The following is a 24,418-nucleotide window of genomic DNA, read 5'->3' as shown; positions in this document are numbered from 1 at the left end:
AGTCGATCCCGGTAAAATTTGTATTTGGTGAGAAAAAAGAATGAATCGCGCGACGCGGTGGGATCGCGCCGTTAGTCGCGCCGTTAGTCGCGCCGGTGGCGCGTGCGACGGGCTGGAGGGCGTTCATCTGCGTGCGAAGTTCGTCAGTGCGACTCGCCAGTCTACCGGTCGATGGCCGTCTCCGATGCCCTAAACGCGCGCACCCCGTAGCGCATCGATGGCTTCCAGCACCTCCCGCGCGCCACCTTGAATCCCGACGCCTTTCGCAGGATCGATCTGCGGCTCGCGCGGATTGATGCGAATGACGCGCGGCCCGTGGCGTTCACTAAAGCGCCGCACGGTCGGCAGGCTGGTGCCCGCACCCATTTCGATCACAACGGGCCGTCGCACCTTGCCGAGCCATGTCTGCAGGCGCTCAAGCTGCGCATCGGTGCGTTCAGGCAGCCAGGCCGCGTCGCCGAACATCAGCACATTGGGCCGCGCCATCTCGCCGCAATGCGGGCAGCGCGGCAGGGCGCTCACGAGCCGGCACGCCACGGCGTCGATCTGCGGATCGAAGGCGTCGGCGGGCCAGATGTGTTCGCAGCAGGGTATTGAGCACTGCAGATGATGGATCGAGCCGTGGTATTCGACGATGCTCTGGGCGTCGAAACCGGCGCGCTGGAACTGCCCATCGACATTGCTGGTGAAGACGAACGCGCCATGCTCGGGATCGCGCGCCCAGCGTTGCAGGATCGCGAAACCGCCATGCGGCTGCGTCTCGCGATAGCGCTTGAGGCGATGCCCATAGAAGCCCCAGGCGAGTTGCGCATTCGCGCGAAACGCGGCGGGATTCGCAATCGATTCGAATGCGAGCCTGGCGGACCTGAGCGCCGGGTAGGCGCGCCAGAGGCCCTCGTTGCCGCGGAAATCCGGCAGCCCCGAATCGACGCCCATGCCTGCGCCCGCAGTGACGAGCAGGCCGTCCGCTGCACCGATCCATTGCGCGGCCTGCCCGATCGCGTGTTGCTGTTGTGCGCTCATACCTGTCCTGTTGCGCATCGCCGTGATGCGGTTCGATCAGTATGAACGGGGATCAGGACATTGCGTGTCCGGATTCAGGCTCACTCACGCGGCGGAGGCCATGAAATCGAGCACCGCCTTGAACCAGCCCGAGCTTGTATCGATCACGAGCAGCTTGCCTGTGGACGGATCGATCTGGCCGCTCGAAATCCACAATATGCAACCGTCCGCGCCGGCGGTTCGCAGCGCCTTGAGGCGATACATCATCTGGTCGTAACTGAGGAACTCGCTCACGCTGCGGCTATCGGTCCAGACCGGCGTGATGTAGGGCAGCACTTTCTTCGATGTGCCGTTGAGCGTGTCGAAGGCGTGCGACTGGCCGACGGCATAGACCGCCGCGCTGTTCCAGTTCGCGTCGCCGGTGGCCGTGCCGTCGTAGCCGTAGTTGTAGAGCGAAGGACTGTAGTAATCGACCAGCGCCGCGACCGATGCATATTGCGCATTGAGCGCGTCATAGGTTGCGGTGGTGGCTGCGCTCCAGCCGAAGGTGTTTTGCGGCACTTCCGCGTAGAGGCCCACGCTGGCGCCGGGGTTGTCGGCCTTGAACGCCGTGAGCGCTGCGCTCAGATTCTGCACGATGCTCTGGCCATTGCCTGTCGCTGCCGTGGGGTAGAAGCGCCTGGTATCCCACACTTCCAGATCGAGCGAGACCGGCGTGCTGCCGGTGCGGTCGGCGCTGGCAGCCGCCGTGGCGATCTTGCTGGAATCGACGATGTATTCGTCGGTGCAACTGCTGAGCGGGCAGGTCACCAGCTTGCTGGAGTAGATCAGATCGAGCGGGGTGATGCCCAGGCCGCGAAACCAGCTATCCGAGATCGTATACACGCCGCTTGCGTCCTGATACGACTTCAGCTTGAGGAATTCGTAGACCGCGAACGGCTTCACGCACGTCACGCTTGCGGTGCCGTGCTGCCCGTTGCTGGCCGATGCCGTGATCGTCGCGCTGCCTGCTGCCGCGCAGGTGACGGCGCCGCTCGCTATGTTCGCGATGCGGGTATCGCTGCTGCTCCAGGTGAGGGCGGAATCGGTAGCGTCGCCGGGCTGGACGCTGGCCGTCAACGTGGACGACTTCGCGACGGTGAGCGAAAGCGTGCTGGGCGAGAGGGTGATGCCGGTGACGGCCACTGTAGCCGTGGCTCCCGATGTGAGAACGGCTGCGTTCGAGCCGCCGCTACAACCAGCCAGGCCGACAAGCGCCAGAAATGCGCCCAGGCCGCCTGCCAACGCGATCGAATAATGGCGGCGTGTTTTAAATCCCAACAAAGCTTTGCTGCTCCTTTCAATATTTCCGCTTCTTTCAGTTTCCGGCGAATTCGATGGGCGGGTGATTCGATTGATTTAAATGGCAAACGTTTGCTTTGAAAGCCAATATCGTTTTTTCAATTAAATCGATCGGAATTTTTTACTTGTTCGCCATCGGATAGCAATGCGCCTGCTTTCGTCTTATCGGACGAAGGGCGGAAAAATTGAGGGGCAAAGCGTCGCACGAAGCGTCGCACAAAGCGTCATACGCAGCAATTGCCCGCATCGGTTGACGCTTAAGCGGTCACTCTGCCGCGCAGTTTGTTGAGCAGTTTGAGCCCGCGCCGCGCAATCGCGGAGTAGAGTTCCGCGCCCTTGAGCGCCGCATCGAAGTGCCGCTCGTAGCGCTGTACCTTGATGGGGAAATACGGGGACAGCGTCTCGACGACCTGCTCCAGCGGAATGCGTGTGTTGCTCTGGACCACGGCAAACAGGCCGTCGCTGTCTTCGGCGAAGTGCTGCGCGGCGTTCCATTCCTTCATTTCGTTGGCGAACCAGACGCTTTCGGCAGCGTGCAGCGTACGCTGGCCCGGTTGTGCCCACGTGTGATATTGATCGACCAGGCCTTGCTCGCAGGCGTTGAGCCAGTACAGCGTGTATTCGGTCCAGTCCACCGCATAGTTGGCGAGCAGCACGCGGCGCCAGTCGGTGCCGTGGATCTGCGCGAGGCGCTCGTGCAATTTCAGGCAGAGCGTGCGCGAAAGCATGGTCGGGGTCCACCAGAGGCCGTCGAGGTCGAGGCCGGGGTCGACATTGAGCAGTCTGGCCGACGCTTGCCAGATATCCGGGTGAAGCCTGCGCGCGCCGCGATGCGTGAGCGCGCGGCCGCCGGGCACCAGCGTCTGTGCGGTGAACGCATGCGTGGCGAAGCAGTCCGGGTCGAACACCATGAAATATTCAGTCTCGATCCACTCGGGCGCGTTGAGCTTGATGATCTGCTGGCGGTGCCAGTTGCGGATCTGATGGCGCTGCGAGAACTCCGCGAAGATGCCCATATGGAGCGATTCGTCGATCACCACGATCGGGAAGTCCGACCACGCCTTCGCATAGCCTTTGACTTCCTCGACTTCTTCGTGCGGCACGACGAGCACGATGCGATGAAACGTAGCGGGCGTGGTGAAGTGGCGTAGCGACGAAAACAGGATGTCGCAGCGGCCGATGTTGTCGGCGTAGTGCCGCCCCCGGGTCTTGATCGGCAGGATCGCGCTGATTTGGTCCATGGTGTTCCGGTCTGGCGCCGGTATTTAGAAGAAGCGGTAGATGAGGTCGGGAATATAGCCGCGACGATGCGTGAGCGCGAGACCCACCAGTCGGCCGCCCGCATCCAGCACCTGCGTTTTCAGGCCCAGCGCCACGGGCTTGCGGGTCGATTCGGCGCGCACGGCCATGATGGTGGCATCGGCCAGCGCCGCGTTTTCGATGCCGGCGAACGACTGGCTCGCGGGCGGCGCGTGCAGCACGATGTAGTCATGCCTGGCGCGCAGCGCGTCGAACAGTTCGCGGGTCTGCTGCCACGAGGCGGGGAACATGCCGCTGCGCGGGCGCGCCACCACGATATTGTGGCCGTCGACGCGCTCGTAAATCAGGCCGTCCGTGCTCAGGGCGTGCGACCCGGCCGCGCTATCGGTGCTATCGGCGCTGGCGTTCGCGGCGCGATCGCGCGCGGCGGCGTGACCCGGCCAGCCCAGCAGGCCTTGCTCGTCGGGCTGGCCATAGAGCGGCGTCGCGTCTGGCGCGGAAGCCATGTCGAGTACCAGCACGGGCCTGGCCGAACGGTGTTCCAGTTCGGCGGTGAGGCCGCGGATCACGGCCTGCAGTCCATCGTTCTTGCTGAAGGACAGCGCCATGACGATCTTCGAATTCGCGTCGGTGCTCGCGTTGATCGCGGCGATCATGCGGCCGTAGGCCAGATGCATGGGGCGGCTCCTGACCGGCGGCTCGACCGTCGCGAGGCCTGGCGCGCCGGCGCCCCGGCGGGTAGCGGTTGTGCCGCTGAGCATGAGCGGCGCGGCCAGCACCGGCAGCAACAGCGAGCGCTCGACCTGCTCCGGGCTCAGGAAGGTTTCGCGCGTGCTGGCAAGCACCAGCACGACGAGCGCCGAGATCACCAGGCCCGCGGCCACCGCCGACATGACGATCAGGCTGGCCGGAATGCTGCGCACCGATGGCGGGAACGGCGCCTGGATCACGCGCACGTTGGTGCTGTTGACCTGGCTGACCTGGCCCTGCTGGATCTTTGCCTGCTCCACCTGGCGCGAACGGTCCTTGAAGCTGTCCGCGAGGATGTCGCGGTTGGACAGCAACTGGCGCATCTGGCTCGAAATATCGCTGAGGTTTTTCAGGCGCGTGCGTGCGTCGCTGATCTGCTGGTCGAGCGCGTGCTGCAGCGCGAGTTCGCCCGCAATGCTCGCATTCAACGAGGACAGTTTGCCCTGCACCACGTCGTAATAGTCGTTGTGACCCAGCCGCGTGGTCGTGGTCATTTCCTGCTTCTGGCGCGCGATATTGGCGCGCATGTCGTTGACCTGCTGGTCGAGCTGCTGCACGAACGGCGAGTTCGGCAGATAGCGCGCGGCGAAATCGGCGCGGCGCGTTTGCAGTTGCATCAGCGAAAGCTGCATCGTATCCAGCGCGTGCGCGGCTTCGGAATCGTCGGTGTAGATCGGGATGGTCGCGTGCACGCCCTTGGACGAAGCCTGCATGGATTGCAGCTCGCCCCTGTCCTGCGCGAGTTTTGTGTCGTTATCCAGTTTGTGCTGGACGAGCTGGCTTTCGAGCTGCACCGCGCGCGAGATCTGGTCGTCGACATCGACAATGCCGTGTTGTTTCTGGAACGTAAGCAGGTCGGCGTTGGCGCGATCGAGCTGGGCCTTGACGTCGTCGCGCTCGCCGGTCAGGAAGTCGACGCGACCCGAGGTAAAGATCGTGGCGCGGCGGCGGAAGTATTTGTCGAGCAGGCGCGCGAGAGCATCGGCGGCGACCTTCGGGTCGGCGTCCGAGTAGTTCAGCTGGATGGTGTTGGCGAGGTCGTTCTGTTCGATGTGCAGACGACGCTCGAAGTCGCCCAGTTGGGCGTTGATTTCGCGCTCGCTTGCGTTCGGCCCCAATTTCGAAATGATGACGTCGCGATGGAGTTCAGGGCTGCTGAGGATCTGCGCTTCGACACTGTCGAGCTGGCCGGCCGCGGGCTGGAGCCCCGCCGAACCGTTGGTATTGTTGGACTGGTCGTAGTAACCGGCGAACAGCACGAGCAGCGTCGCCTGAGCGCGATAGGGCATCGGCACCACCAGTGCCACCACCACCCCGATTGTGACAATGGTAAGAAATACCGCTGCTGCAATCTTGCGGTAATAAAAAAAGGTGTTGAGATAATCCCGGATCGTCAAATCAACAACTGCAGCAGTGCGCTCAGGCCTGGTTCTAGTTGTAATAACCATGTGCTGTGGTTCCCGGCCCACAAGTTAGATACCGAAGGCGCATATAATACGTAAGAAAACATGCCTCAGCCTGCATTTCTATAAATTTAGGGCGGTCCCTGTCGTTCCCTGATGACACTTTTCGGCGTCGATCCGATCTTGATCGTTTGCGCCGCGGGAATCGCCAGTCAGCGCCATCCATGACACGCACTACACGCTCGATGAAGACTTTTCGCCCGGCTCTTGCTCTGGTGCTGCTGACGCTGACCGCCTGTTCCCAGACGTGGGTGCAGCCTCAATACCAGCAGCGCGCCAGCTTCGCCAAATGGGTCGATTCGACCCCTTCCGTCTACCGCATTCAGCCCGGCGACGAACTTTCCGTCTTGCTGCCGTTCAATGGCGAGCTCAACTATCGCGGCCCGGTCGCGCCGGACGGCACGCTGACGATGCCGTTCGCGGGCACGATGCCGGCCGCGGGCCTGTCGGTCGCGCAACTCGGCGAAAACATCAACAAGGCGCTCGCCGCCAACGGCGTCACAGGCAATGCGCACGCCGCGGTGGCCATCACGCAGACCTCCTCGCACATCTATGTGGGCGGGCAGGTGGGCAAACCCGGCGAAGTCGAATTGCGTCCGGGCATGAGCGTGCTGCAGGCTGTAATCGCCGCGCAAGGATTGCTCGACACGGCGCGCACCAATGAAGTCGTGCTGATCCGCCGCAGCCCGGACGGGCGCCCGATGCTGCACACGATCAACCTGGATTCGCTCACGCATCAGGGCGATTCGAATCAGGACGTCGTGCTGCAGTCGTCGGACACGATCTTCGTGCCGAAGTCGTCGATCGCCGAAGTCGATCAGTGGGTCGATCAGTACATCGACAAGGTGTTGCCGTTCAATCGCAGCCTCGACTACTCCATCACGAACAATCACGTTCTGTATTGACGGTATCGAGGGGACAGTAAGCATTCCCGGGCAGAACACCTTGTACGAAATGGAAACCGCCTCTTCGAAGGCCGCGCTCTCCCCGGTCTTTTCCGCCGAACCGGCGAGAGCGCGCGTCATGCTATGGCTGCTCGCGCTGCTGCCGCTGTTCGGCCAGACCTTCCACTACATCAGCGCGCTCGCGCCGTTGTGGGCATTGTCGAAGGCGTTTCCGGTCCTGTCGCTGCCCGCCGCTTTCCGGCTTGCGGGCTATCCGCGCTTTCCGGTGACACGGCAGATTCTCATCAGCTTCGCGTGGCTCGTGCTGTTTCCGAGTTTCGCCGCGATGTTTTATTTCCACGAAGGCTTTTTCACCAGTATTACCGCGCAGGTGAAACTCCTGCCCTTACTGTATTTTTTTTCCTTCCTCGCGCTGCTGCTGACACTCGAACCGACGCTGCACGAACTCGAACGCAGTTTCATCGTCGCGGGCGTGATCGTGATCTGCGCGCTGATCGTGATGGCGGCCATCGTGCCCGACAGCTGGTACAGCGGCAGCTATGTGGTCGGGCAGGCGTCCTTTTTCACCAACGATTCGCGCGGGCATCGCATTCGCATGTCGATGTACTTCCCGATCATCCTGCTGTTTTTCTGCTACCGGCGCACATTCTTCGAGCGGCATCTGGGTTATTTTTTCGGCGTGGCAGTGGCGTTCGCCGTGACGCTGCTGATCGTCAAAACGCGCGCGATGATTATCGGCATCATGGGCGTGCTGCTCATCAATGCCTTCGTCTGGGCGCGGCCGATGGCGCGTCTTGGCCTGCTGGTGTGCGCGCCGTTCGCGCTCGTGGGCGTTTTCTCGGCGGGCTATCTGGCGACCACCTTCAATCTGAGTTCGGAAAACGGCTTCGACACACGGCGTATTTCGATCCAGCTCGCTTCGGGTTTTCTCGGCAGCGATCCCCTGCGCTGGCTGTTTGGCGTGGGCACCATCAGCCCCACGAGCAGCGACAGCCTGATCGACTATTTTCACCATTTCTTTTTTCTGGCCGACATCACGTGGCTGGGCATCGTGTTCGAGTACGGCGTTATCGGCGCGGCGATCCTGCTGTTGTTCCAGCTGCGCGGACTCTTGCTCTACCGGCGTCTGCGCGCGAAGGTGGAGGACGATTTTCTCGGCGCGCTGTTCGATTACCTCATCTATATCCTGGTGATTTCGTTCTTCTATCCGCCCACGCTCACGCCTGGCGAAACCGCGGTGATTCTCGCGGTATTCGTCTATGTCTGGCACGCGGGCAATCTGAATGAAGACGGCGATCAAGCCATTCCTGTTCATGACGCCGATTCCCGGAGCGACCATGCCGCGCACGCGACGCCCTAGAACCCTCATCGCGCCGCTCGCGGCCGCGTTGCTGATTGCGGGCCTGGCCTCGTGCACCGAAGCGACCTCCGGCACTGCGCCGGTCGCCATTGCCGTGGATGCGGCGGCGAACCGCCATCCCATCAGCCCGCTGATCTACGGCATCAACTTTGGTAACACGGCAACGCTGCGCGATCTGCGCGTGCCGATCAACCGTTCGGGCGGCAATAGCGCGTCGGCCTATAACTGGCGGCTCGACGCGCGCAATGCGGGCAAGGACTGGTATTTCGAAAGCGTCGGCGTGAGCACGACCGATATCAACGACCAGTTCGGCGATCGCTTCGTGACGCTGACCCAGGCGGGCGGCGCCACGCCCATCGTGACCATTCCGATGCTCGGACGGGTGGCGAAACTCGGCCCGCAGCGTCAGTCGCTGGCGAGCTTCTCGATTGCCAGATATGGTCCGCAGCCCAACCACGACGTCGACGGCCTGACCGACGCGGGCAATGGCATGGCCATGGGCGACGTGCCGATCACGGGCAACGATCCCAACGACGCAACCGTGCCCGACGATGCGCAGAATGAGCAGGCGCGCGTGGCCGCGCTGGTCGCGCAATTTGGTAGCGCCAATGCGGGCGGCGTGCGTTATTACGCGATGGATAACGAGCCCAGCCTTTGGCACGAGGTCCATCGCGACGTGCATCCGACGGGCGCGCACGCGCGTGAAGTCGCCGACAAGGTCGTGACATATTCGCGTGCCGTGAAGGCGGCTGACCCGCATGCGAAGGTGCTGGCGCCGGAGGAGTGGGGCTGGGCCGGCTACTTCCATAGCGGTTTCGATCAGCAGAATGCCGCCGCGCACGGTTACGATCACGCGCCCGACCGCGAAAACGAGACCCAGGGCATGGACTATGTGCCGTGGCTGCTGTCGCAATGGAAGGCGGCAGGGCATCCCGTCGATGTATTCAGCCTGCACTTTTATCCACAAGGCGGCGAATACGCGGATGGCAACGGTGCCAACGCGTCGCCGGATGCGAACGAGCTCGCGCTCAGGCGAAACCGTTCGACGCGCGATCTATGGGACCCGCACTACACGGACCCCACGTGGATCAACAGCGTCGTGGCCTTGATTCCGCTGATGCGCCATTGGGTCGATACGTACTACTACCCAGGCACGCCGATCGCGCTGACCGAATACAACTGGGGCGGCGAGACCCTCATGAGCGGTGCGACCGCGCAAGCGGATCTGCTCGGCATCTTCGGGCGCGAAGGGCTCGATATCGCCACGCGCTGGGGCACGATCGATGCGTCGATGCCGGTCTACAAGGCGATCAAGCTCTATCGCAACTATGACGGCAAGGGCGGGGCGTTTGGCGCGACCAGCGTTGCCGCAAACGTGCCCGACCCGGATACGGTCGCGGCGTTCGCGGCCTTGCGCAGCGATCACGCGCTCACCCTGGTCGTCGTCAACAAGCAACTGGATCATTCCGCCGAAACCGCGATTTCGATCGCTCACTTCGCGGCAAACGGCGTGGCGCAGAGCTGGCAGCTCGCGAACAACCAGCTCGCGCGCGGGCAGGACGTGAATTACACCCATGGCATGCTGCACGCGACGCTGCCGCCGCAAAGCGTGACCCTATTCGTGCTGAGCGGCGCGGCGTCCTGATGTTCTGTTCCTGCCTGTTCACTTTGACCTTTTACGATCCTTGCCACCGGAAAAACCGCACGTGAGCGACATCCAAACCGCGCCCGCATCGAGCGGCGCTTCGATCGTCCGCGGCTCGCTGATCAGCCTGGGCGTGCGGCTGATGGACCTGCCCAGCCGCTACGGTTTCCATCTGCTGGTCGCCGCCGCGCTGGGTGTGACCCAGGCCGGCAACTTCTATATCGTGTTCAGCACGATGGTGGCGCTGGCGGGTTTCGGGCGTCTGAGCATCGATCAGGCGCTCACGCGCCAGATCGCCATGGACATGGCATCGGGCCGCGCTCACGCCGTGCGTCCCGCGATCCGCCGGGCGCTGACGCTGATCGTGCTGGCGTCGGTGGCCGTGTCGGTGTTGCTGGCGGCAAGCTCAGCGCTGCTCGCGCAGCATGTGCTGAAGAAGCCCGATCTGGCCTGGCCGCTCGTGCTGGGCTCGCTGGTGTTCGTGCCGCAAAACGTGGGCGGTGCGTTTGCCGGAGCGCTGGCGGGGCTGCAGCGCGTGGGCTTGAGCCAGATGATCTATTCGTGGCTGTGGCCGGCGATTTTCTGCGTGGTGGCAATTCCGCTTCAACTTCTGGGCGTCTTGAACGTTGCGCACGCACTGATGTTGATTGCGGCCAGCTTTGCCTTGACTGCGCTGGTGGGGGCGGTGCTGCTCAAGCGCGCGCTTGCTGTCGTGCCCGCGGGCAGCGTATCGGCCAGCGATGCTGCGCACCTCGTCAAGCCAGGGCTGTCGCTGTTTGCACTGGAATTCACCAAGCTGTTGATCACGTCCGCACCCGCCATCGTGCTGGGCATCGTCGCGACGTCACGCGAGACGGGGCTGTTCTCACTCGCATGGCGGCTCGCGCTGGTCGTCAACCTGTTGATCAGCGGCGTGACGGGCATGGCTGCGCCCCGCTTCGCGAGCCTCTACGCGCGCCACGATATCGAAGGCCTGCAGCGTAGCGCGGCGCAGGCGGTGGGGATCGTGCTGTGCCTCGCGTTGCCGTTCACGGCCTGCATGCTGGTGTTTCCGGAGCGCCTGCTTGCGCTGTTCGGCGCAGGTTACGGCGCGGGCGCCAGCGCGCTGCGCGTGCTCGCACTCGGCCAACTGGCGGCGGCCTGCTTCACCGCGATGCCCGAGTTGCTCGGCATGACGGCGCACACGTCCGTGCTGTACCGCATCAACATCTATTCGGTGGCGGTGCTACTGATAGGTCTTGCGGTGCTCGCGCCGCTGGGCGGCGGCGTGGGCGCGGCGGCTGCAGCGTCGCTTGCGCTCGCCGTCAATGGCGCGATCGCCGCATGGGCCGCACACCGGCTGCTGGGTGTCGCGCCGCTTGCGGCGCTGTGGCGCAAGCTCAGCGCCCGGCTGAAACCCGCCATCAACCCCTGATCGGTTGCCGGAGTAGCGGTGCAATCGGGCGCTGCATCGCGCTATGTCCCGATTTGTCGCGCCGCGAAACGGGGCGACAATTGAAGTGCGCGCAAAAGAAAAACAGCGGATTTATTGCGCGCGCAAACGTTAGCGAGTTTATTTTCTTCGGATATTAAAGCGACTCGGTCGATATTGCCGGACTCGCCTCGCGCCGCTCCGTGTTTTAAATCGCGCCAATCGTTTGCGTGTTGCCGACGCTATAAGGAAATTCCCTTTCAGTACATTTCCCGACCGCTGCGACGTTAGCCGATTCGTGCTGCGCATACGACGGTTACACTGGTTTTTCAGGGGTTTTTGCGTATTTACCGTTGCGAGCACAGAACGATTGCTGGGCGCTTCTTGTGTTTCATCTGACGAATTGAAATATGTCCCGTCATGTTTCATCGCGCGCGCCGATCATTTCTTTTGAGTTTGTCGTTGAAAAAACACGACAGGCCGCGCGTATTTTGAGATGCGCTGGTACTATTCGTTTGCAGATTTTCTGCGAATAAAAACCAGACGCTTCTTGGCATCGCCAGGAGACCAAACAACATCACGTCGGACGAATCGCGCCTCAAGTCGTGAGCCCGCTTGGCGGGCGCGCGTGCGCGTCGCATCCAGGCGGGAAGTCGGGGTTGCAAAAACAATGAGCACTGCGCTCTATCAGACGGCGGCGCCCGAGGCGGCCGCGCGGGCGGGTTGCCTGCCCAGTATCGCGTTGTTCGGACTCGATATCGCTGCGGTTTCGTTCGACACCGCGCTCGACGTGCTGTGTGAGGCTGCGCTCAAACGCGATGGCCGCGCGCGCGTGGCGGTGACGCCGAATGTCGACCACCTCGTGCGGCTCGACCGGCAACCCGAACTCAAGACGCTGTATCGTACCGCCGACTTTCTGTTCGCCGACGGCATGCCCGTGGTGTGGGCGAGCCGCATGTTCGGCATGCCGTTGCCGGGCCGCGTGACGGGTGCGGACCTGCTGCCGGGCTTGTGCGAACGTGCGCGCGTGAATGGCTGGAAAGTCGTCGTCGTAGGTGGTATGCCCGGTCACGAGCAGACGCTGATCGACGGTATCGCCGCGCATTATCCGGGCCTCGAAATGGAAGTCATCGCGCCGTCGATGAATTTCGATCCGACTGGCGCAGAAGGCGATGCGATCGCACAACGGGTGCGCGAGATGGCGCCCGATATCATTTTCGTGTGCATCGGCATGCCGAAGCAGGAGCGTTGGGCCCTGCGTCACGCGGCGTCGATGCCGGGCGGCCTGATGCTGTGCGCAGGCGCGGCGATCGAATTCGCCGCTGGTCTGCAAAGGCGCGCACCGGTCTGGATGCAGCGTACGGGCGTCGAATGGTGCTGGCGTATCCTGCAGGACCCGGCGCGTCTGTGGCGCCGCTATCTGGTCGACGACCGCCGCTTTCTCCGCATCTGCTGGCGTCAATGGCGTCTGAGCCGTTCGTAATCGCGGGTCGCTCCAAAAAACTGCTCACAAAAAAACGCCGGTGCCTTTTCAGGGACCGGCGTTTTGCATTTGAGGCCGTGTTTGAGGCCGAATTTAAGGCCTCGTTCCGTTCGTCAGATGGCGTTGCGTCCGGAGATGATCTCGGGAATCGTGCGCATCAGGATCTGCAGATCGAGCCACAGCGACCAGTGCGTGATGTAGTAACGGTCGTATTCGACGCGGCGCTGCATCTTGTCGGGCGTATCGGTGATGCCGCGCAGGCCATTGATCTGCGCCCAGCCGGTGATGCCAGGCTTGACGCTATGGCGCAGCATATAGCCGGGAATCAGGCGTCGATACAGTTCGTTGTGCTCGGCCGCATGCGGGCGCGGGCCCACCAGACTCATCGAACCGCCCAGCACGTTGAGGAATTGCGGCAGCTCGTCCAGCGAGCTGCGGCGCAGAAACCGGCCGACCGAGGTGATACGGTCGTCGCCCGCGACGGCCTGCTGCACAACCCCCTGGTTGGCCGCTTCTTCGTCGTGCGTGAAGGCGCGCATCGAGCGGAACTTGTGCACCACGATCGGCTCGCCGCGTTCGCCGTAGCGCAACTGACGGAACAGGATCGGGCCCGGCGAATCGAGGCGGATCAGGATCGCGATGACGATCATGACCGGCGAGAGCAACAGCAACATGACGAAGGCGCCGATGAGGTCGACCGCGCGCTTGAGCAGGCGCGAGAGGCCGAGGATCGGCATGTCGTGCAGGGCGAGCAGCGGTACGCCCGCCAGATCCGTGCTGTACGTCGCGAGATCTTCGACAAAGCGCGATTCGGGCACGAAGTAGATCGCCGCCGTCGAATCGTAAAGTTGCTGGACGATCTCGTTGGTGATGTTTTCGGCGTCGAGCTTGCCGGTGGCGATAAATACCACTTCGAAATCGTTGGCCTGGATGCGGGCGGTGGCGTCGGCGAAGCGGCCCAGATACGGCGGCAGCGTTTCGCCGGCGCGCGGCACCACGGGCGCGTCGTTGTAATAGCCGATTACGCGCACGCCGAGAATCGGCGAGCGGCGCAGGCGCAGGTTCAGCTTGCGCGCTTCGCTGCCCATGCCGAAGAACACGGCGTCGCGCTGGTTGCCGGGCGCATTGTTGATGCTGTGGGCCACGCCGCGCAGCACCGCGAGACCGACCAGTTGCAGGGGCAACGCAATCACCGCCCATTTGGCGAGCAGCACGAGACCGTTTTCGCCGCCCGGGCGCGCAAGAAGCGCAAGCAACGCGATTGCCGCGAACAGGCGCGTCCAGCGCAGTGCGCCGCGGCCGAGCATCCACCACAGATCGCGCGCGCTGGACAGCAGATGAAAGCGCGCGAACAGAATAAACGCAACAACGGCCAGCAGGCCCGCAAGCACGCGCAAATAAAGCAGCTCGCCGCCAGCAATGTGCGGCGGCAACAAGGCGAGCAAGGCGCCCGCATTGAGGGTCGCGCTTAGGCCGCCGGCCAGCGCCATGAAGAGGCGATGATGGTGGCTAGACTGGGTGGACATGGCAGCTTCGGCTGGTTCGTGCAGCTAACGACTCGACAGCGTTCATCGGGCCCGGCAACGAAAACGCAGCCGGGGCTCAAGTGGTGCATGGGGAGTACGTCTGCGCGAAGCAATCGCCAGAAGCCGCAAGCGGTGGCAGGGCGTTTCGCCTGCACGACACGGCTTGAGCCTGAACGACTTGCGCTCGGATGTATGGTGCGAACGGGCGCACTCTTCTTGATGGTGCGCCTTGTGTTCTCCCATACGGGCGGATGGCCTTTCCCCGATGGCCGATGGCGCATGCTGTTCTATCCGGCAACCCGAGCGGTCTGGATTCGGGCCGATATTCCGGAGCAGCACGCTGCCATCCAATATTCGCGCTCATCTTACCAGCGACTTATGTGTTTTGCTTAGCTCAATTGGAGGCTTCGATAAAAAGACTGGTATGTGTATCCAATTCGTCACGACGCGTCACCGTGCGTAATTTCAGCGCGTGGAAATCGGAATGGGCGCGTGTCGTTTTTTTGAAAAACCTGCGCGGTTTGGGGCGAATCATTTATTCATTCAGGCATGCGCAAACGTTTTTCTTTCGAATCCAAAGTGTTTTATTCCGACGAATGGATTTGCGCCGGAATGCAGATGCGCCAGACGCGCAGGAGGCCACCAGGGTGCCCGTCAAAAAGGGCTCAAGTTACAATGCAACGCGCCGTTATTAGAGGCGTCGAGCATCTGAATCATCCGCGGCCCACCCTGTTGCCGCGCCCCTTCGCCGGAGCCGTAATTGAAGCGTATCGCACTGAGTCTTTGCATGGCCGCCATGGCCTGCGCTTCAACGGCGAACGCCGCTGCGCCCGAGACGTCCGCTGTTTGCTCGGGCAACCGCGTGATTCAGGATTGCGTCGACGAATCCGGCAATAATTACACGGTGCAGCATTTCGGCAATACCACGCCAGTCAACGAAAAGCCGCCGAGGACGGGCGCCCAGTCCGACGGCATTCCGACCACTGCCGGCAGCACCACATTCCTGAGCGGCGTGACACCGGATGGCGCCAACTGGAACGAAACCATCACCGATTACGGCAACGGCACGCGCACGATTTCAGGCATGGCTGGCAATGGCGTGGTTTATACCCACTATTGCACGGTAATGGGCTGTAACTGATTGCCGGGTCAATCAGGCGAAGGGTTCGCGCTTCAATATCAATAAAGCCTGATTGAAACTGGCGGGCTTGCCATGTTTCGTATTCCTGTATGAAACGCACCTAGGGCAATGAGCGGATCGCTGCCATCAGATCGTCGGTATGGACCATGAGGTCGCGAACCTGACCCAGCATCGGATATTGATGCAGTACCGAATGCCAGTGCGGCGACTCCAGCAGCGCCTGCCAGATGGGTGCGAGCGCGTGGGCGTTGGCGCTGCGATGCTCGGCCAGTGCGTTCGCGTAACCGACGCTTGGATGGGCCGATAAAAGCTGCATTCGGCTGGCGGCGCCCAGCAGGCGCGCCGGCGTTTCCGCGGGCGCGTCGCAGCAGTACAGCACGGCATGGCGCAAGGCGTCGTCGTCGGTCGATAGCGCGTGCAGCGACGCTCCGCTCAGTTTCACGTGGCCTTGCTGCGTTTCGAATCCATAGATCCGGTCGACATCGGCGTGCGCGAGCAGACGCAGGCCGCGCAGCAGACGAGGCAGATCGGTCGTGGCAGCATCGACCGACGCCTTGGCTTCCAGCAGCAGGCGGATGTTCCAGACTTCTTCGCCCCCGTGAGCGGCGGCGGCCGGGGCGCGTTCGAGCAGCACGGCGTCCCATTCGGTCTTGGCGCGTTCGTGGCTGCCGGGAATGGCGGAGGGCACGCGCATCGAGCTCACCACGCGCCAGGGCGGCCCGGCCGGGGCGGCGGCGTTCATGCGCTGGGCCAACGCGTCGAGCGCCTGCATGGCGAGCATCTCGACCGCGGCGCCGCGCTGCTGCGAACGCGTGCCTTGCGCGATGGCCTGCGCGCTGCCGGGCCGTGGGCCGTTGCGATCGAGCAAGGCGCGGTACTGGCGCACGCGCTCGTTGGCGGCGAGAGTATCGAGCCGCAACAGATGGGCGAGCGCGGGTTGTGCCGCAAGTTTGGCGATGTCGCGCGCGAGCGCAGGCGATGCCGCGATTTCGGGGCTTGCGTGCAGCGCGTCCAGTTCACGCTTCAGATCGGACCACGCAGCGGCCGATGCCGCCGCCTGCAGACGCGTGAGCGCCTCGCGCTGCGCGCCCGGAGGCTGGCGCTCCAGCTTGGCCGGATGGGCGATCGCATTGACCGACGCATGAATCGTGCGCCGATCCTGGTCGGCGCTGGCGGCGAGTTCCGCGTATTCGCGCACTTGCGCCTCGCGGTGGCGCAGCACGGTGGCTTGCAGCATGGCGTCGCCGCCTTCTTCGCGCATCGCCTGGCGGATCGTCTGCGCGAGCGCGTCGACGAACAGGCGTTCGAGCGCCGCCTCCGGCACATGGGCGCTGGCTACCGCCTTACGGGCCGCTTCGATGGCGACGGCGAGCCTCGTGGCCGGGGTGTCGGCTTCGGTCAGCGACGCGGGCGTGGCGAGCGGCGGCAGGCGATAGCGCCGCTTGACTCGGAGCAGCGTTTCGGCGAGCAACAGAGGCGGCGGAGGCAGCGTCATGCGGGTGCGCACGTAAATTCCGGCATATGGCGAAGCCGGCGATGCAACGATGGTATAAGAATTGCAAGATTCAAGCGGCTGAATCTGCGCCCGCTTTCAAGGTTACCGCAGATGCGGCGCGCCAACCTGGAGCGACTTCATCGATGTTGAACACCGCGGACCTGCTCGACCTGCTCAATACCTGTGGCGACCCGATCGAACTGCGCACGCATCGCGCGGTGCTCAGCGTCGACGAATTCCATGCGCTGGAGTCGGGGCTTGTCGGGGCGATCTGCAAAAACCTGCTGATCCGCGATCGAAACGGCTTGTATCTGCTCGTTGTGCCCGCAAGCAAAAGCGTCGATTTGAAGGCTTTGGCGCGGCATCTGGAATCCTCGCGGCTGTCGTTTGCCGATGCCGTTCAGCTGGAGGCGAAGCTCGGCACATGGTCGGGCGCGCTCAGCCCGCTTGCCCTCGCCAACGATACGGAGGAGGAGATCGCGCTGGTGATCGACACGGCCCTGCAGGCCGAGGAGCGTGTGCTGTTTCATCCGCTCGACAATGCGGTGACCGTGTCGCTCACGCGGCGCACGCTGGAGGCCTTTTGCCAGCGAGTCGGGCACGCGATCCGCTGGGTCGACGTGCCGGCGCGAGAGCCTTGAGTGACGAAACCCGGCGACCAAAACGCACGACAGCGCCGCGCGCGAAAGCTTATTGCGCCTGCGCGGCGCGGTCTTCCAGAAACCCCTGGCGCGTCGCCGCGAAACCCGCGATGCCGATCAGCACGCCGGTGGCCGCCATCAGCCAGCAGGGCGCGAGCCAGCCGCCGCTGAGCGCATGGAGCTTGCCGGTCATCCACGGTCCCGACGCAGCGATCAGATAGCCGATTGCCTGCATGACGCCGCTGAGCGCCGTGGTGCCGCTTTCGGTGCGGCTGCGCAGATTGATGAGCGTGAGGCCGATGGTGATCGCCATCGCGCCCAGTCCCGCCGGGATCACCCACAGCAGCGCCAGTTGCGGGCAATACGCAAGGCCCAGCGTGCCAGCCACGGTGCAGGCCGCCGCGACCATCACCACGCGCTCGGGCCGACGCGTCGTGGCGAGCAGATTCGGCACCACGAGGTTGTGCGCGAGCCCGACGAGGCTATACAGCGCGAGCATCGCGCCCGCGTGGGCGGGGGCGACGTGGGCTGTCTGCACCAGCATCGTCGGCAGCCAGGCGAGCAGGGCGTACATCACCCACGCGCCGCCCGCGAACACGACCACCAGCGCCCAGGTTTGCGGCCAGCGCAACGCCAGCCGCGCGAGCCCGCCGTCGCGTGCGCCCCGTACTGCGGTTCGCGGCCGGTGCAGCAGGAGCCAGGGCAGCGCTGCCGCCACGGCCAGCAGCGACCACGCGCCCACCGACACGCGCCAGCCGAACAGATGCGCGACGGGCACCGCGAGCAGCGAGGGCGCCGCCGCGCCGACGGCCGACATGATGCAGTAGGCGGCCGTCATCGCGCCAATGCGTTGCGGCAGATAGCGCTTGATCGTGGCGGGCAGCAGCACGTTGGCCATGCCCATGCCGCCGAGCGCGATCAGCGAAAACATGCCCAGGCTCCAGACCGACCCGGACAGCCACGCGCGGCCCATGTCGCCCGCGCAGACCAGCAGCATGGCCAGCGCGATGCCGCGCTCCAGGCCGAGCCGCCGGTTGATGGCCGGCGCACAGCAGCCGAATACCGAAAACGCCAGCGCCGGCAGCGAACCGAGCACGCCCTGGGCTTGTGGTGAAACCAGATAACTCTTGCAGATGAGATCGTAGATCGGCGAGAGCGCAGCGACGGCCGCGCGCAGATTGGCGGCGACCAGCAGGATGCCGATCAGGGCGAGCAGGCTGTGGGCCGTGCGCCGGGTGGGGACGGCGGTTTGCGCCCGGGGCGGCAGGAGGCGGGTATTCATCGCAGGTCTTGCTTTGCCGCGGCGCGATACCGCGGCTTCCGTACTGAAGCCCGCAGTGTATGGAATTAACCAGGTAGTTACCGATAGGGGTTTACGTGGAGGCTTTTTTTCGGTTTAAATACCGCAATTGAGCATTGCGAAAGCAGTAATAAACGCGATTTTTCAACGGGGTTGGTATTCTCGTTGCGGTGCTCCTTGATTTGCGAATATTAACTATTTGGTGAGAATTAAAATAGAACGGCAAAGCGGGGAGCTGCAGGGAGCCGTTTTTTAGAGGGGGTGGGTTAGCGAAAGGCGGCTGAACCTGTCCCGACCCTTTCGTGACTCTGTCCTGACCCTGCATTCGCAAGGCCTCGCGCGCCGGCGTCCGCGCCCGCTGCAGGCCCGCCGCCCCCACAAAAACCCCAGCCCTCGCCGCCCATTGGGCTATCATGCGTGTCCTCTCCGAAGTAGCCCCTTATGATTTCCGTCCGTAACGTCACCCTGCGCCGCGGCGTCAACGTCGTACTCGACAACGCGTCCGTCACCTTCACCCCCGGCGAAAAAATTGGCCTGGTTGGCCGCAACGGCGCCGGCAAGTCGTCCTTCTTCGGCCTGCTCAACGGCACGCTGCACGAAGACAGCGGCGAGTTCTCGATTCCCGCCGCGTGGAAGATGGGCCAGGTCGCGCAGGACATGCCGGAGACGGAGCAAAGTGCGACCGCGTTCGTCATCGAGGGTGACACCGTCATGCTGGCCGCGCAGGCCGAAGTGGCCGCCGCCGAGGCCAGCGACGACGGCATGCGCATGGCGCACGCCTATATGGCCCTGCACGATGCCGGCGCGCATGACGCCACCGCACGCGCCCAGGCGCTGATCCTGGGGCTGGGCTTCAGCGCCGCGCAGCTCGATCAGCCGGTCAACAGTTTCTCGGGCGGCTGGCGCATGCGGCTGCAACTGGCGCGCGCGCTCATGTGCCCGTCCGACCTGCTGTTGCTCGACGAACCAACCAACCATTTGGACCTCGACGCGCTGGTGTGGCTGGAAGCCTGGCTCAAGCGCTATCAGGGCACCATGGTCGTGATCAGCCACGACCGCGAATTCCTCGACGCGGTGACGCAGGTGACGGTGCACGTCGATAACGCCAAGCTCGTGCGTTACGGCGGCAACTACAGCAAGTTCGAAGAAATGCGCGCCGAGCAGATGGCCTTGCAGCAGGCCTCGATGGCCCGTCAGGCGGACAAGATCGCCCACCTGCAGAAGTTCATCGACCGTTTCAAGGCCACGGCCTCGAAGGCGAAGCAGGCGCAGAGCCGGGTCAAGGCGCTCGAACGCATGGAGAAGATTGCCCCCGTGCTGGCCGATGCGGAGTTCAGCTTCGAGTTCAAGGAGCCGCTCAACACGCCGAACCCGCTGTTGTCGATGCTGGACGCGAGCTTCGGCTACCCGGCGCCAGCCGACGCGCCGGCGGGCACGCCGCCGACGGTCATCGTGCGCGGCATCAACCGGTCCGTGCTGGCGGGGCAGCGCATCGGCATTCTAGGCGCCAACGGTCAGGGCAAGTCGACGCTGGTGAAGACGGTGGCGCACGAGCTGAAGCCGATTGGCGGCGAGATCAGCGAAGGCAAGGGCCTGAACATCGGCTACTTCGCGCAGCAGGAACTCGACGTGTTGCGTCCGCTCGACACGCCGATGGAACACATGATCCGCCTTGCCAAGGACACGCCGCCGGGCATGCGCGCGCCCGGCCAGAGCGGTACGGAGCAATCACTGCGTACCTTCCTGGGCACTTTCAACTTCAGCGGCGACATGGTCCATCAGGCGGTCGGCACCATGAGCGGCGGCGAGAAGGCGCGCCTCGTGCTGTGCATGATCGTGTGGCAGCGTCCTAATCTGCTGGTGCTCGACGAGCCGACCAACCACCTCGACCTGTCCACACGCGAAGCGCTGGGCGTGGCGCTCAACGAGTTCGAAGGCACCGTGCTGCTGGTCAGCCACGACCGCTCCCTGTTGCGCGCGGTATGCGACGAGTTCTGGCTCGTCACCAAAGGCGGCGTCGAACCCTTCGACGGCGACCTCGACGATTACCAGCAGTTTCTGCGCGAAGAAGCCCGTCGCATGCGCGAGGAGGCGGCGGCCGGGGAGCAGAAGGTCTGCGCCTGAGGCCAGCGCCCGCCAGGCGCGAGATGGCGACTCACTCGACAGGGGCTTCGCTCAAGGTCGGATAGTCCGTATAAAACTTTTCCGTGCCGCCAAAAAAGCCTTCCCGGCGCGCTTCGTTCAGCGGCGCATTCGTCTTGATGCGTTCGACGAAATCCGGATTCGCCAGCACCATCGCGCCGTAGGATTCGAGATCCGCAATCTGCGAGGCGATATCCGCGCCCACCTGCTCGCGCGCTTTGCCGGGACGATTCAGCATCAACGTACCGGTCCACAGTCTGCGAATGTCTGCGAGCAGCGGCTCGTCGCCTTGATGGGCGATGTGCAGCCACGCCAGCCCCAGCTTGTTGAGTTCGCTCACGAGGTAACGGTAAAGCGCAGGTCCTTGCGCGCCTTCGTCGATGCCCCACAGCGCCATGCCCGGAGACAGGCGAATCGCGGTGCGATCCGCGCCGATCTCGTGCGCGATCGCCGTTGCGACTTCGATCGCGAAGCGCGCGCGATTCTCGATGGAACCGCCGTATTGATCGGTGCGCGTATTGGCACTCGGGGCAAAGAACTGTTGAACCAGATAGGCGTTGGCGCCGTGAATCTCGACGCCGTCCGCGCCGGCCTCGATCGCGCGGCGTGCGGCGAAGGCAAAATCGGCGACCGTCTGCTGGATCTCCTCGACGCTCATTGCGCGCGGCACCGGAATATCCTGCATGCCCGTCGCCGTGAACATCCCCGCGCCCGGCGCGATGGCCGACGGCGCAACAGCCGCACGGTGATGAGGCGTGTTGTCGGGATGGGACATGCGCCCGGCGTGCATCAACTGGATGAACAGGTGGCCGCCTTTCGCATGCACGGCGTTGGCGATGTTTTTCCAGCCTGCGACGTGTGCGTCGGTGTAGATGCCCGGCGTCGAGAGGTAGCCCTGGCCGTCGGCCGAGGGCTGCGTGCCTTCCGTGATGATCATGCCCATGCTTGCGCGTTGCGCGTAATACTCGACGGCCAGCGCGCCGGGCGTGCCGTCGTACTGGGCGCGCGAGCGGGTCATCGGGGCCATGACCAGGCGGTTCTTCAGGGTATATCGGCCAACATTAACGGGTTCGAATAAGGTGCTCACGATGAGTTCCTCGAATGGAGTGGAGACGCAACCATCATCGTCTGCTTCGCAAAAGAGATAAACCCGGTGTATCGGATATCATTGATCCATCAATGGAGCAATGCAGATGGACGATTACCTCAATGACATGGCCTTGTTCGTGGAGGTCGTCAAAGCCAAAGGCTTTCGCCACGCCGCCGAGGCGGTGGGCATACCGAATTCGACGCTGTCGCGAAGAATTTCCGCGCTGGAGAAAAGCATCGGCTTGCGTCTGCTGCACCGGACCACGCGCAGGATCGAATTGACCGAGGCCGGGCAGCTTTACTTCGAGCGCTGCAAGCGCATCGTCGAAGAAGCGCGGCTTGCGCACGAGCAACTTGGCGAAATGCTTGCGCAGCCTGGCGGCGTGCTGCGCGTGTCGATGCCGGTGGATTTCGGCGTCACCTATCTCGCGCCGCTGCTGGTGGAGTTTGCCGCGATATATCCCGGCATCAGCTTCGATCTCGACCTCACCTCACGGCGTATCGATCTCGTGAGCGAGCGTTTTGACGTGGCGCTGCGGATCGGCGAACCGGAAGACTCGCAATTGATTGCGCGGCCGCTGGCTTCACTCAAGCCGTATCTGTTTGCTTCGCCCGGTTATCTGCAGCGCGCAGGCGAGCCCGCCAAGCCCGCCGATCTCGTCAATCATGAATGTCTGACGATTCTTAAGGCATCCGAATGGACAATGCATGCGGATCAAGCTTCAAACAGGCGTTCGATCACGGTGCCTGTGAGTGGGCGCTTCGCGCTCAACAGCGTCGCCATGATTCGCCGCCTGGCGGTGCTTGATAGAGGCATCGTGCTGATGCCGCAGGATGTCGTTGCCGACGATCTGGCCAGCGGAGCGTTGCGCCCCGTGCTGCCGGGTTGGCACGGCGACGCCGTGCCGATCTACGCGATCACGGAGACCCGGCTTTTACCTGCCAAGGTTCAGCGCTTTATCGAATTTCTGCAAGCGCGCCTGGCGCGGTAGGGCGCGCAGGCGTTCACGACAAAGCGTTCACGAAAGCGTGTTCGTCTGCGTCAGCGTGGAAACGAATCGCGCCGTGCGCGCGTCGCGCGGCCGCGCAAACAGTTCGCTCGATGGCCCGGCTTCGACGATCGCACCATCCTTGAGAAACACGGCATCGTGCGCAATCGACGCCGCGAGGCGCAGATCGTGCGTGGCCATCAGCATCGTCGTGCCTTCCTGCGCCAGTTTCCGCAGCACGTCCACGACTTCGGCGGACAGTTCGGGATCGAGCGCGGAAGTAGGCTCATCGCACAGCAGTACCTGAGGCGAGGGGGCCAGCGCGCGGGCGATGGCCACGCGCTGTTGCTGGCCACCCGAAAGCGTCGAAGGCCATGCATCGGCCTTGCTCGCAATGCCGACTTTGTCCAGCAGCGCTTGCGCCCTTTCGCGCGCCCGCGTGCGGTCCCACTTGAGCACGGTGACGAGCCCCTCCATCACGTTCTCGATCACGGTGAGATGCGGAAAGAGCTGAAAGTTCTGGAACACCATGCCCGTGTGCCGACGCACGGCGGCGATTTCCGCGTGCGAAACGTTACGCCCAGGCGTGAAGTCGATACGCGCATCGCCAATGGCGAGCGAACCCTCATCCGGCATTTCCAGCAGATTGATGCAGCGTAGCAGGGTGCTCTTGCCGCTGCCCGAAGGGCCGATCAACGCCGTGACGCTGCCGGCGTCAAGCGTCAGATCGATTGCGTTGAGCACACGATGCTCGCCGAATGATTTGCCAAGGTGTTCGAGCCGGATCATCAGCGCCCCGCCGAGAACAGGGCATGGCGGCCAAAACGCGCTTCGAGCCGTCCTTGCGCATGCGAGAGTACGGAACTGAAAACCAGGTAGATCAATGCGGCCTCGGAATAAAGAATCAGCGGCTCGTAGGTGACTGCGGCAATGCGCTGCGCAGCCTGAAAGATCTCGGGCACCGTAAGCACTGCCGCAAGCGAGGTGTCCTTCACGAGCGAAATAAACGAATTCGACAGCGCCGGCAGCGCCACGCGCGTGGCCTGAGGAAGAATCACCCGGCGCAGCGCCTGTGCGCGCGTCATGTTCATCGAATAGGCGGCTTCCCATTGTCCGCGCGGTATCGATTCGATCACGCCGCGAATGACCTCGGCGTTATAGGCGCCCACGTTGAGTGAGAAGCCGATGATCGCGGCCGTCAGCGGATCGAGCACAATGCCAACGTTCGGGAGTCCGTAGAAGATGACGAACAACTGAACAAGCAGCGGCGAACCGCGAAACAGCCAGATATAGAACCGCACGATCGCCACGAGCCAGCGCGGCCCGAACAGGCGCGCGAGCGCTGCGAAAAAGGCCAGCACGATCCCGAATGCGAACGATGCCAGGGTAAGCGGGACGGTGAAAACCAGTCCCGCGTAAAGCAGGGGCCATAGCGATTGCCCCATCAGATGCAGCCATGCCGGCATCGCTCAACC

At 63.5% G+C, this 24,418-nt stretch carries 19 protein-coding genes; 9 read left to right on the top strand and 10 right to left on the bottom strand.

The genetic code is table 11. The features are described 5' to 3' along the window. Positions 1-189: 189 nt before the first annotated feature. From F4827_RS19925 to F4827_RS19910, 4 genes are all read right to left on the bottom strand, one after another. Positions 190-1,023 (bottom strand): Sir2 family NAD-dependent protein deacetylase, encoded by an 834-nt coding sequence (locus F4827_RS19925; RefSeq protein ID WP_260175313.1) that lies wholly within the window; start codon positions 1,021-1,023, stop codon positions 190-192. A gap of 84 nt (positions 1,024-1,107) precedes the next feature. After that, positions 1,108-2,322 carry an Ig-like domain-containing protein gene (locus tag F4827_RS19920; RefSeq protein WP_221303734.1) on the bottom strand — a complete coding sequence of 405 codons (1,215 nt, stop codon included), beginning with the start codon at positions 2,320-2,322 and terminating at the stop codon, positions 1,108-1,110. A 278-nt stretch (positions 2,323-2,600) separates the two neighbouring features. Then, positions 2,601-3,584 carry a DUF6492 family protein gene (locus F4827_RS19915; protein ID WP_183726241.1) on the bottom strand — a complete coding sequence of 328 codons (984 nt, stop codon included), beginning with the start codon at positions 3,582-3,584 and terminating at the stop codon, positions 2,601-2,603. Between the two features lie 24 nt (positions 3,585-3,608). Then, positions 3,609-5,750, bottom strand: a complete 2,142-nt coding sequence (locus tag F4827_RS19910; RefSeq protein WP_183726239.1) for a hypothetical protein — start codon at positions 5,748-5,750, stop codon at positions 3,609-3,611. A gap of 230 nt (positions 5,751-5,980) precedes the next feature. On the opposite strand from F4827_RS19910, the gene F4827_RS19905 reads away from it, so the two are divergent. The 5 genes from F4827_RS19905 (at position 5,981) to F4827_RS19885 (ending at position 12,620) form a co-directional block, all read left to right on the top strand. Then, a complete protein-coding gene (locus F4827_RS19905; protein WP_183726237.1) occupies positions 5,981-6,721 on the top strand; it encodes a polysaccharide biosynthesis/export family protein in 741 nt (246 codons plus the stop codon). A gap of 49 nt (positions 6,722-6,770) precedes the next feature. Further along, positions 6,771-8,081, top strand: a complete 1,311-nt coding sequence (locus tag F4827_RS19900) for a hypothetical protein (protein WP_183726235.1) — start codon at positions 6,771-6,773, stop codon at positions 8,079-8,081. Further along, positions 8,005-9,726, top strand: a complete 1,722-nt coding sequence (locus tag F4827_RS19895; RefSeq protein WP_260175312.1) for a glycoside hydrolase family 44 protein — start codon at positions 8,005-8,007, stop codon at positions 9,724-9,726. Before F4827_RS19900 ends, F4827_RS19895 begins: the two co-directional genes overlap by 77 nt. A 61-nt stretch (positions 9,727-9,787) precedes the next feature. Continuing rightward, the gene (locus F4827_RS19890; protein ID WP_311673925.1) at positions 9,788-11,140 is read left to right on the top strand and encodes an oligosaccharide flippase family protein; all 1,353 of its coding nucleotides are present in this window, start codon (positions 9,788-9,790) and stop codon (positions 11,138-11,140) included. A gap of 667 nt (positions 11,141-11,807) precedes the next feature. Continuing rightward, the gene (locus tag F4827_RS19885; protein ID WP_183726233.1) at positions 11,808-12,620 is read left to right on the top strand and encodes a WecB/TagA/CpsF family glycosyltransferase; all 813 of its coding nucleotides are present in this window, start codon (positions 11,808-11,810) and stop codon (positions 12,618-12,620) included. Positions 12,621-12,733: 113 nt separating this feature from the next. Here F4827_RS19885 and F4827_RS19880 read toward each other — a convergent pair whose 3' ends face one another. Then, positions 12,734-14,146 carry an undecaprenyl-phosphate glucose phosphotransferase gene (locus F4827_RS19880; protein WP_260175311.1) on the bottom strand — a complete coding sequence of 471 codons (1,413 nt, stop codon included), beginning with the start codon at positions 14,144-14,146 and terminating at the stop codon, positions 12,734-12,736. 787 nt (positions 14,147-14,933) lie between these two features. Between F4827_RS19880 and F4827_RS19875 the strand changes: the two genes are divergently transcribed. After that, on the top strand, positions 14,934-15,287 hold the full coding sequence (locus F4827_RS19875) for a hypothetical protein (protein WP_183726231.1): 354 nt from the start codon (positions 14,934-14,936) through the stop codon (positions 15,285-15,287). Between the two features lie 100 nt (positions 15,288-15,387). Here F4827_RS19875 and F4827_RS19870 read toward each other — a convergent pair whose 3' ends face one another. Next, the gene (locus F4827_RS19870; protein ID WP_183726229.1) at positions 15,388-16,782 is read right to left on the bottom strand and encodes a 3-deoxy-D-arabino-heptulosonate 7-phosphate synthase; all 1,395 of its coding nucleotides are present in this window, start codon (positions 16,780-16,782) and stop codon (positions 15,388-15,390) included. A 143-nt stretch (positions 16,783-16,925) separates the two neighbouring features. Here F4827_RS19870 and F4827_RS19865 point away from each other — a divergent pair, with 143 nt between their 5' ends. Then, positions 16,926-17,423 (top strand): YbaK/EbsC family protein, encoded by a 498-nt coding sequence (locus tag F4827_RS19865; protein WP_183726227.1) that lies wholly within the window; start codon positions 16,926-16,928, stop codon positions 17,421-17,423. 49 nt (positions 17,424-17,472) lie between these two features. Here F4827_RS19865 and F4827_RS19860 read toward each other — a convergent pair whose 3' ends face one another. Beyond that, positions 17,473-18,705: a CynX/NimT family MFS transporter gene (locus tag F4827_RS19860; RefSeq protein ID WP_183726225.1), complete on the bottom strand. Its 1,233-nt coding sequence runs from the start codon at positions 18,703-18,705 to the stop codon at positions 17,473-17,475. Positions 18,706-19,164: 459 nt separating this feature from the next. Here F4827_RS19860 and F4827_RS19855 point away from each other — a divergent pair, with 459 nt between their 5' ends. After that, a complete protein-coding gene (locus tag F4827_RS19855; protein ID WP_183726223.1) occupies positions 19,165-20,847 on the top strand; it encodes an ABC-F family ATP-binding cassette domain-containing protein in 1,683 nt (560 codons plus the stop codon). 31 nt (positions 20,848-20,878) lie between these two features. Here F4827_RS19855 and F4827_RS19850 read toward each other — a convergent pair whose 3' ends face one another. After that, complete coding sequence (locus tag F4827_RS19850; RefSeq protein ID WP_183726221.1) at positions 20,879-21,952, bottom strand: alkene reductase; 1,074 nt, start codon at positions 21,950-21,952, stop codon at positions 20,879-20,881. 106 nt (positions 21,953-22,058) lie between these two features. On the opposite strand from F4827_RS19850, the gene F4827_RS19845 reads away from it, so the two are divergent. Beyond that, positions 22,059-22,946, top strand: a complete 888-nt coding sequence (locus tag F4827_RS19845) for a LysR family transcriptional regulator (protein WP_183726219.1) — start codon at positions 22,059-22,061, stop codon at positions 22,944-22,946. A gap of 27 nt (positions 22,947-22,973) precedes the next feature. Here the strand turns inward: F4827_RS19845 and F4827_RS19840 are convergent, their stop codons facing one another. After that, positions 22,974-23,732, bottom strand: coding sequence for an amino acid ABC transporter ATP-binding protein (locus F4827_RS19840; protein ID WP_183726217.1), 759 nt, complete (start codon positions 23,730-23,732; stop codon positions 22,974-22,976). After that, a complete protein-coding gene (locus F4827_RS19835; protein ID WP_183726215.1) occupies positions 23,732-24,409 on the bottom strand; it encodes an amino acid ABC transporter permease in 678 nt (225 codons plus the stop codon). The genes F4827_RS19840 and F4827_RS19835 overlap by 1 nt, the downstream gene beginning before the upstream one ends. Between the last annotated feature and the right edge of the window lie 9 nt (positions 24,410-24,418).

The sequence above is a fragment of the Paraburkholderia bannensis genome, assembly GCF_014200455.1.
Taxonomy (GTDB): domain Bacteria; phylum Pseudomonadota; class Gammaproteobacteria; order Burkholderiales; family Burkholderiaceae; genus Paraburkholderia; species Paraburkholderia bannensis_A.
The sequence above is the reverse complement of the archived record's forward strand: the minus strand, read 5'-3'. Positions and strand labels throughout refer to the sequence as shown.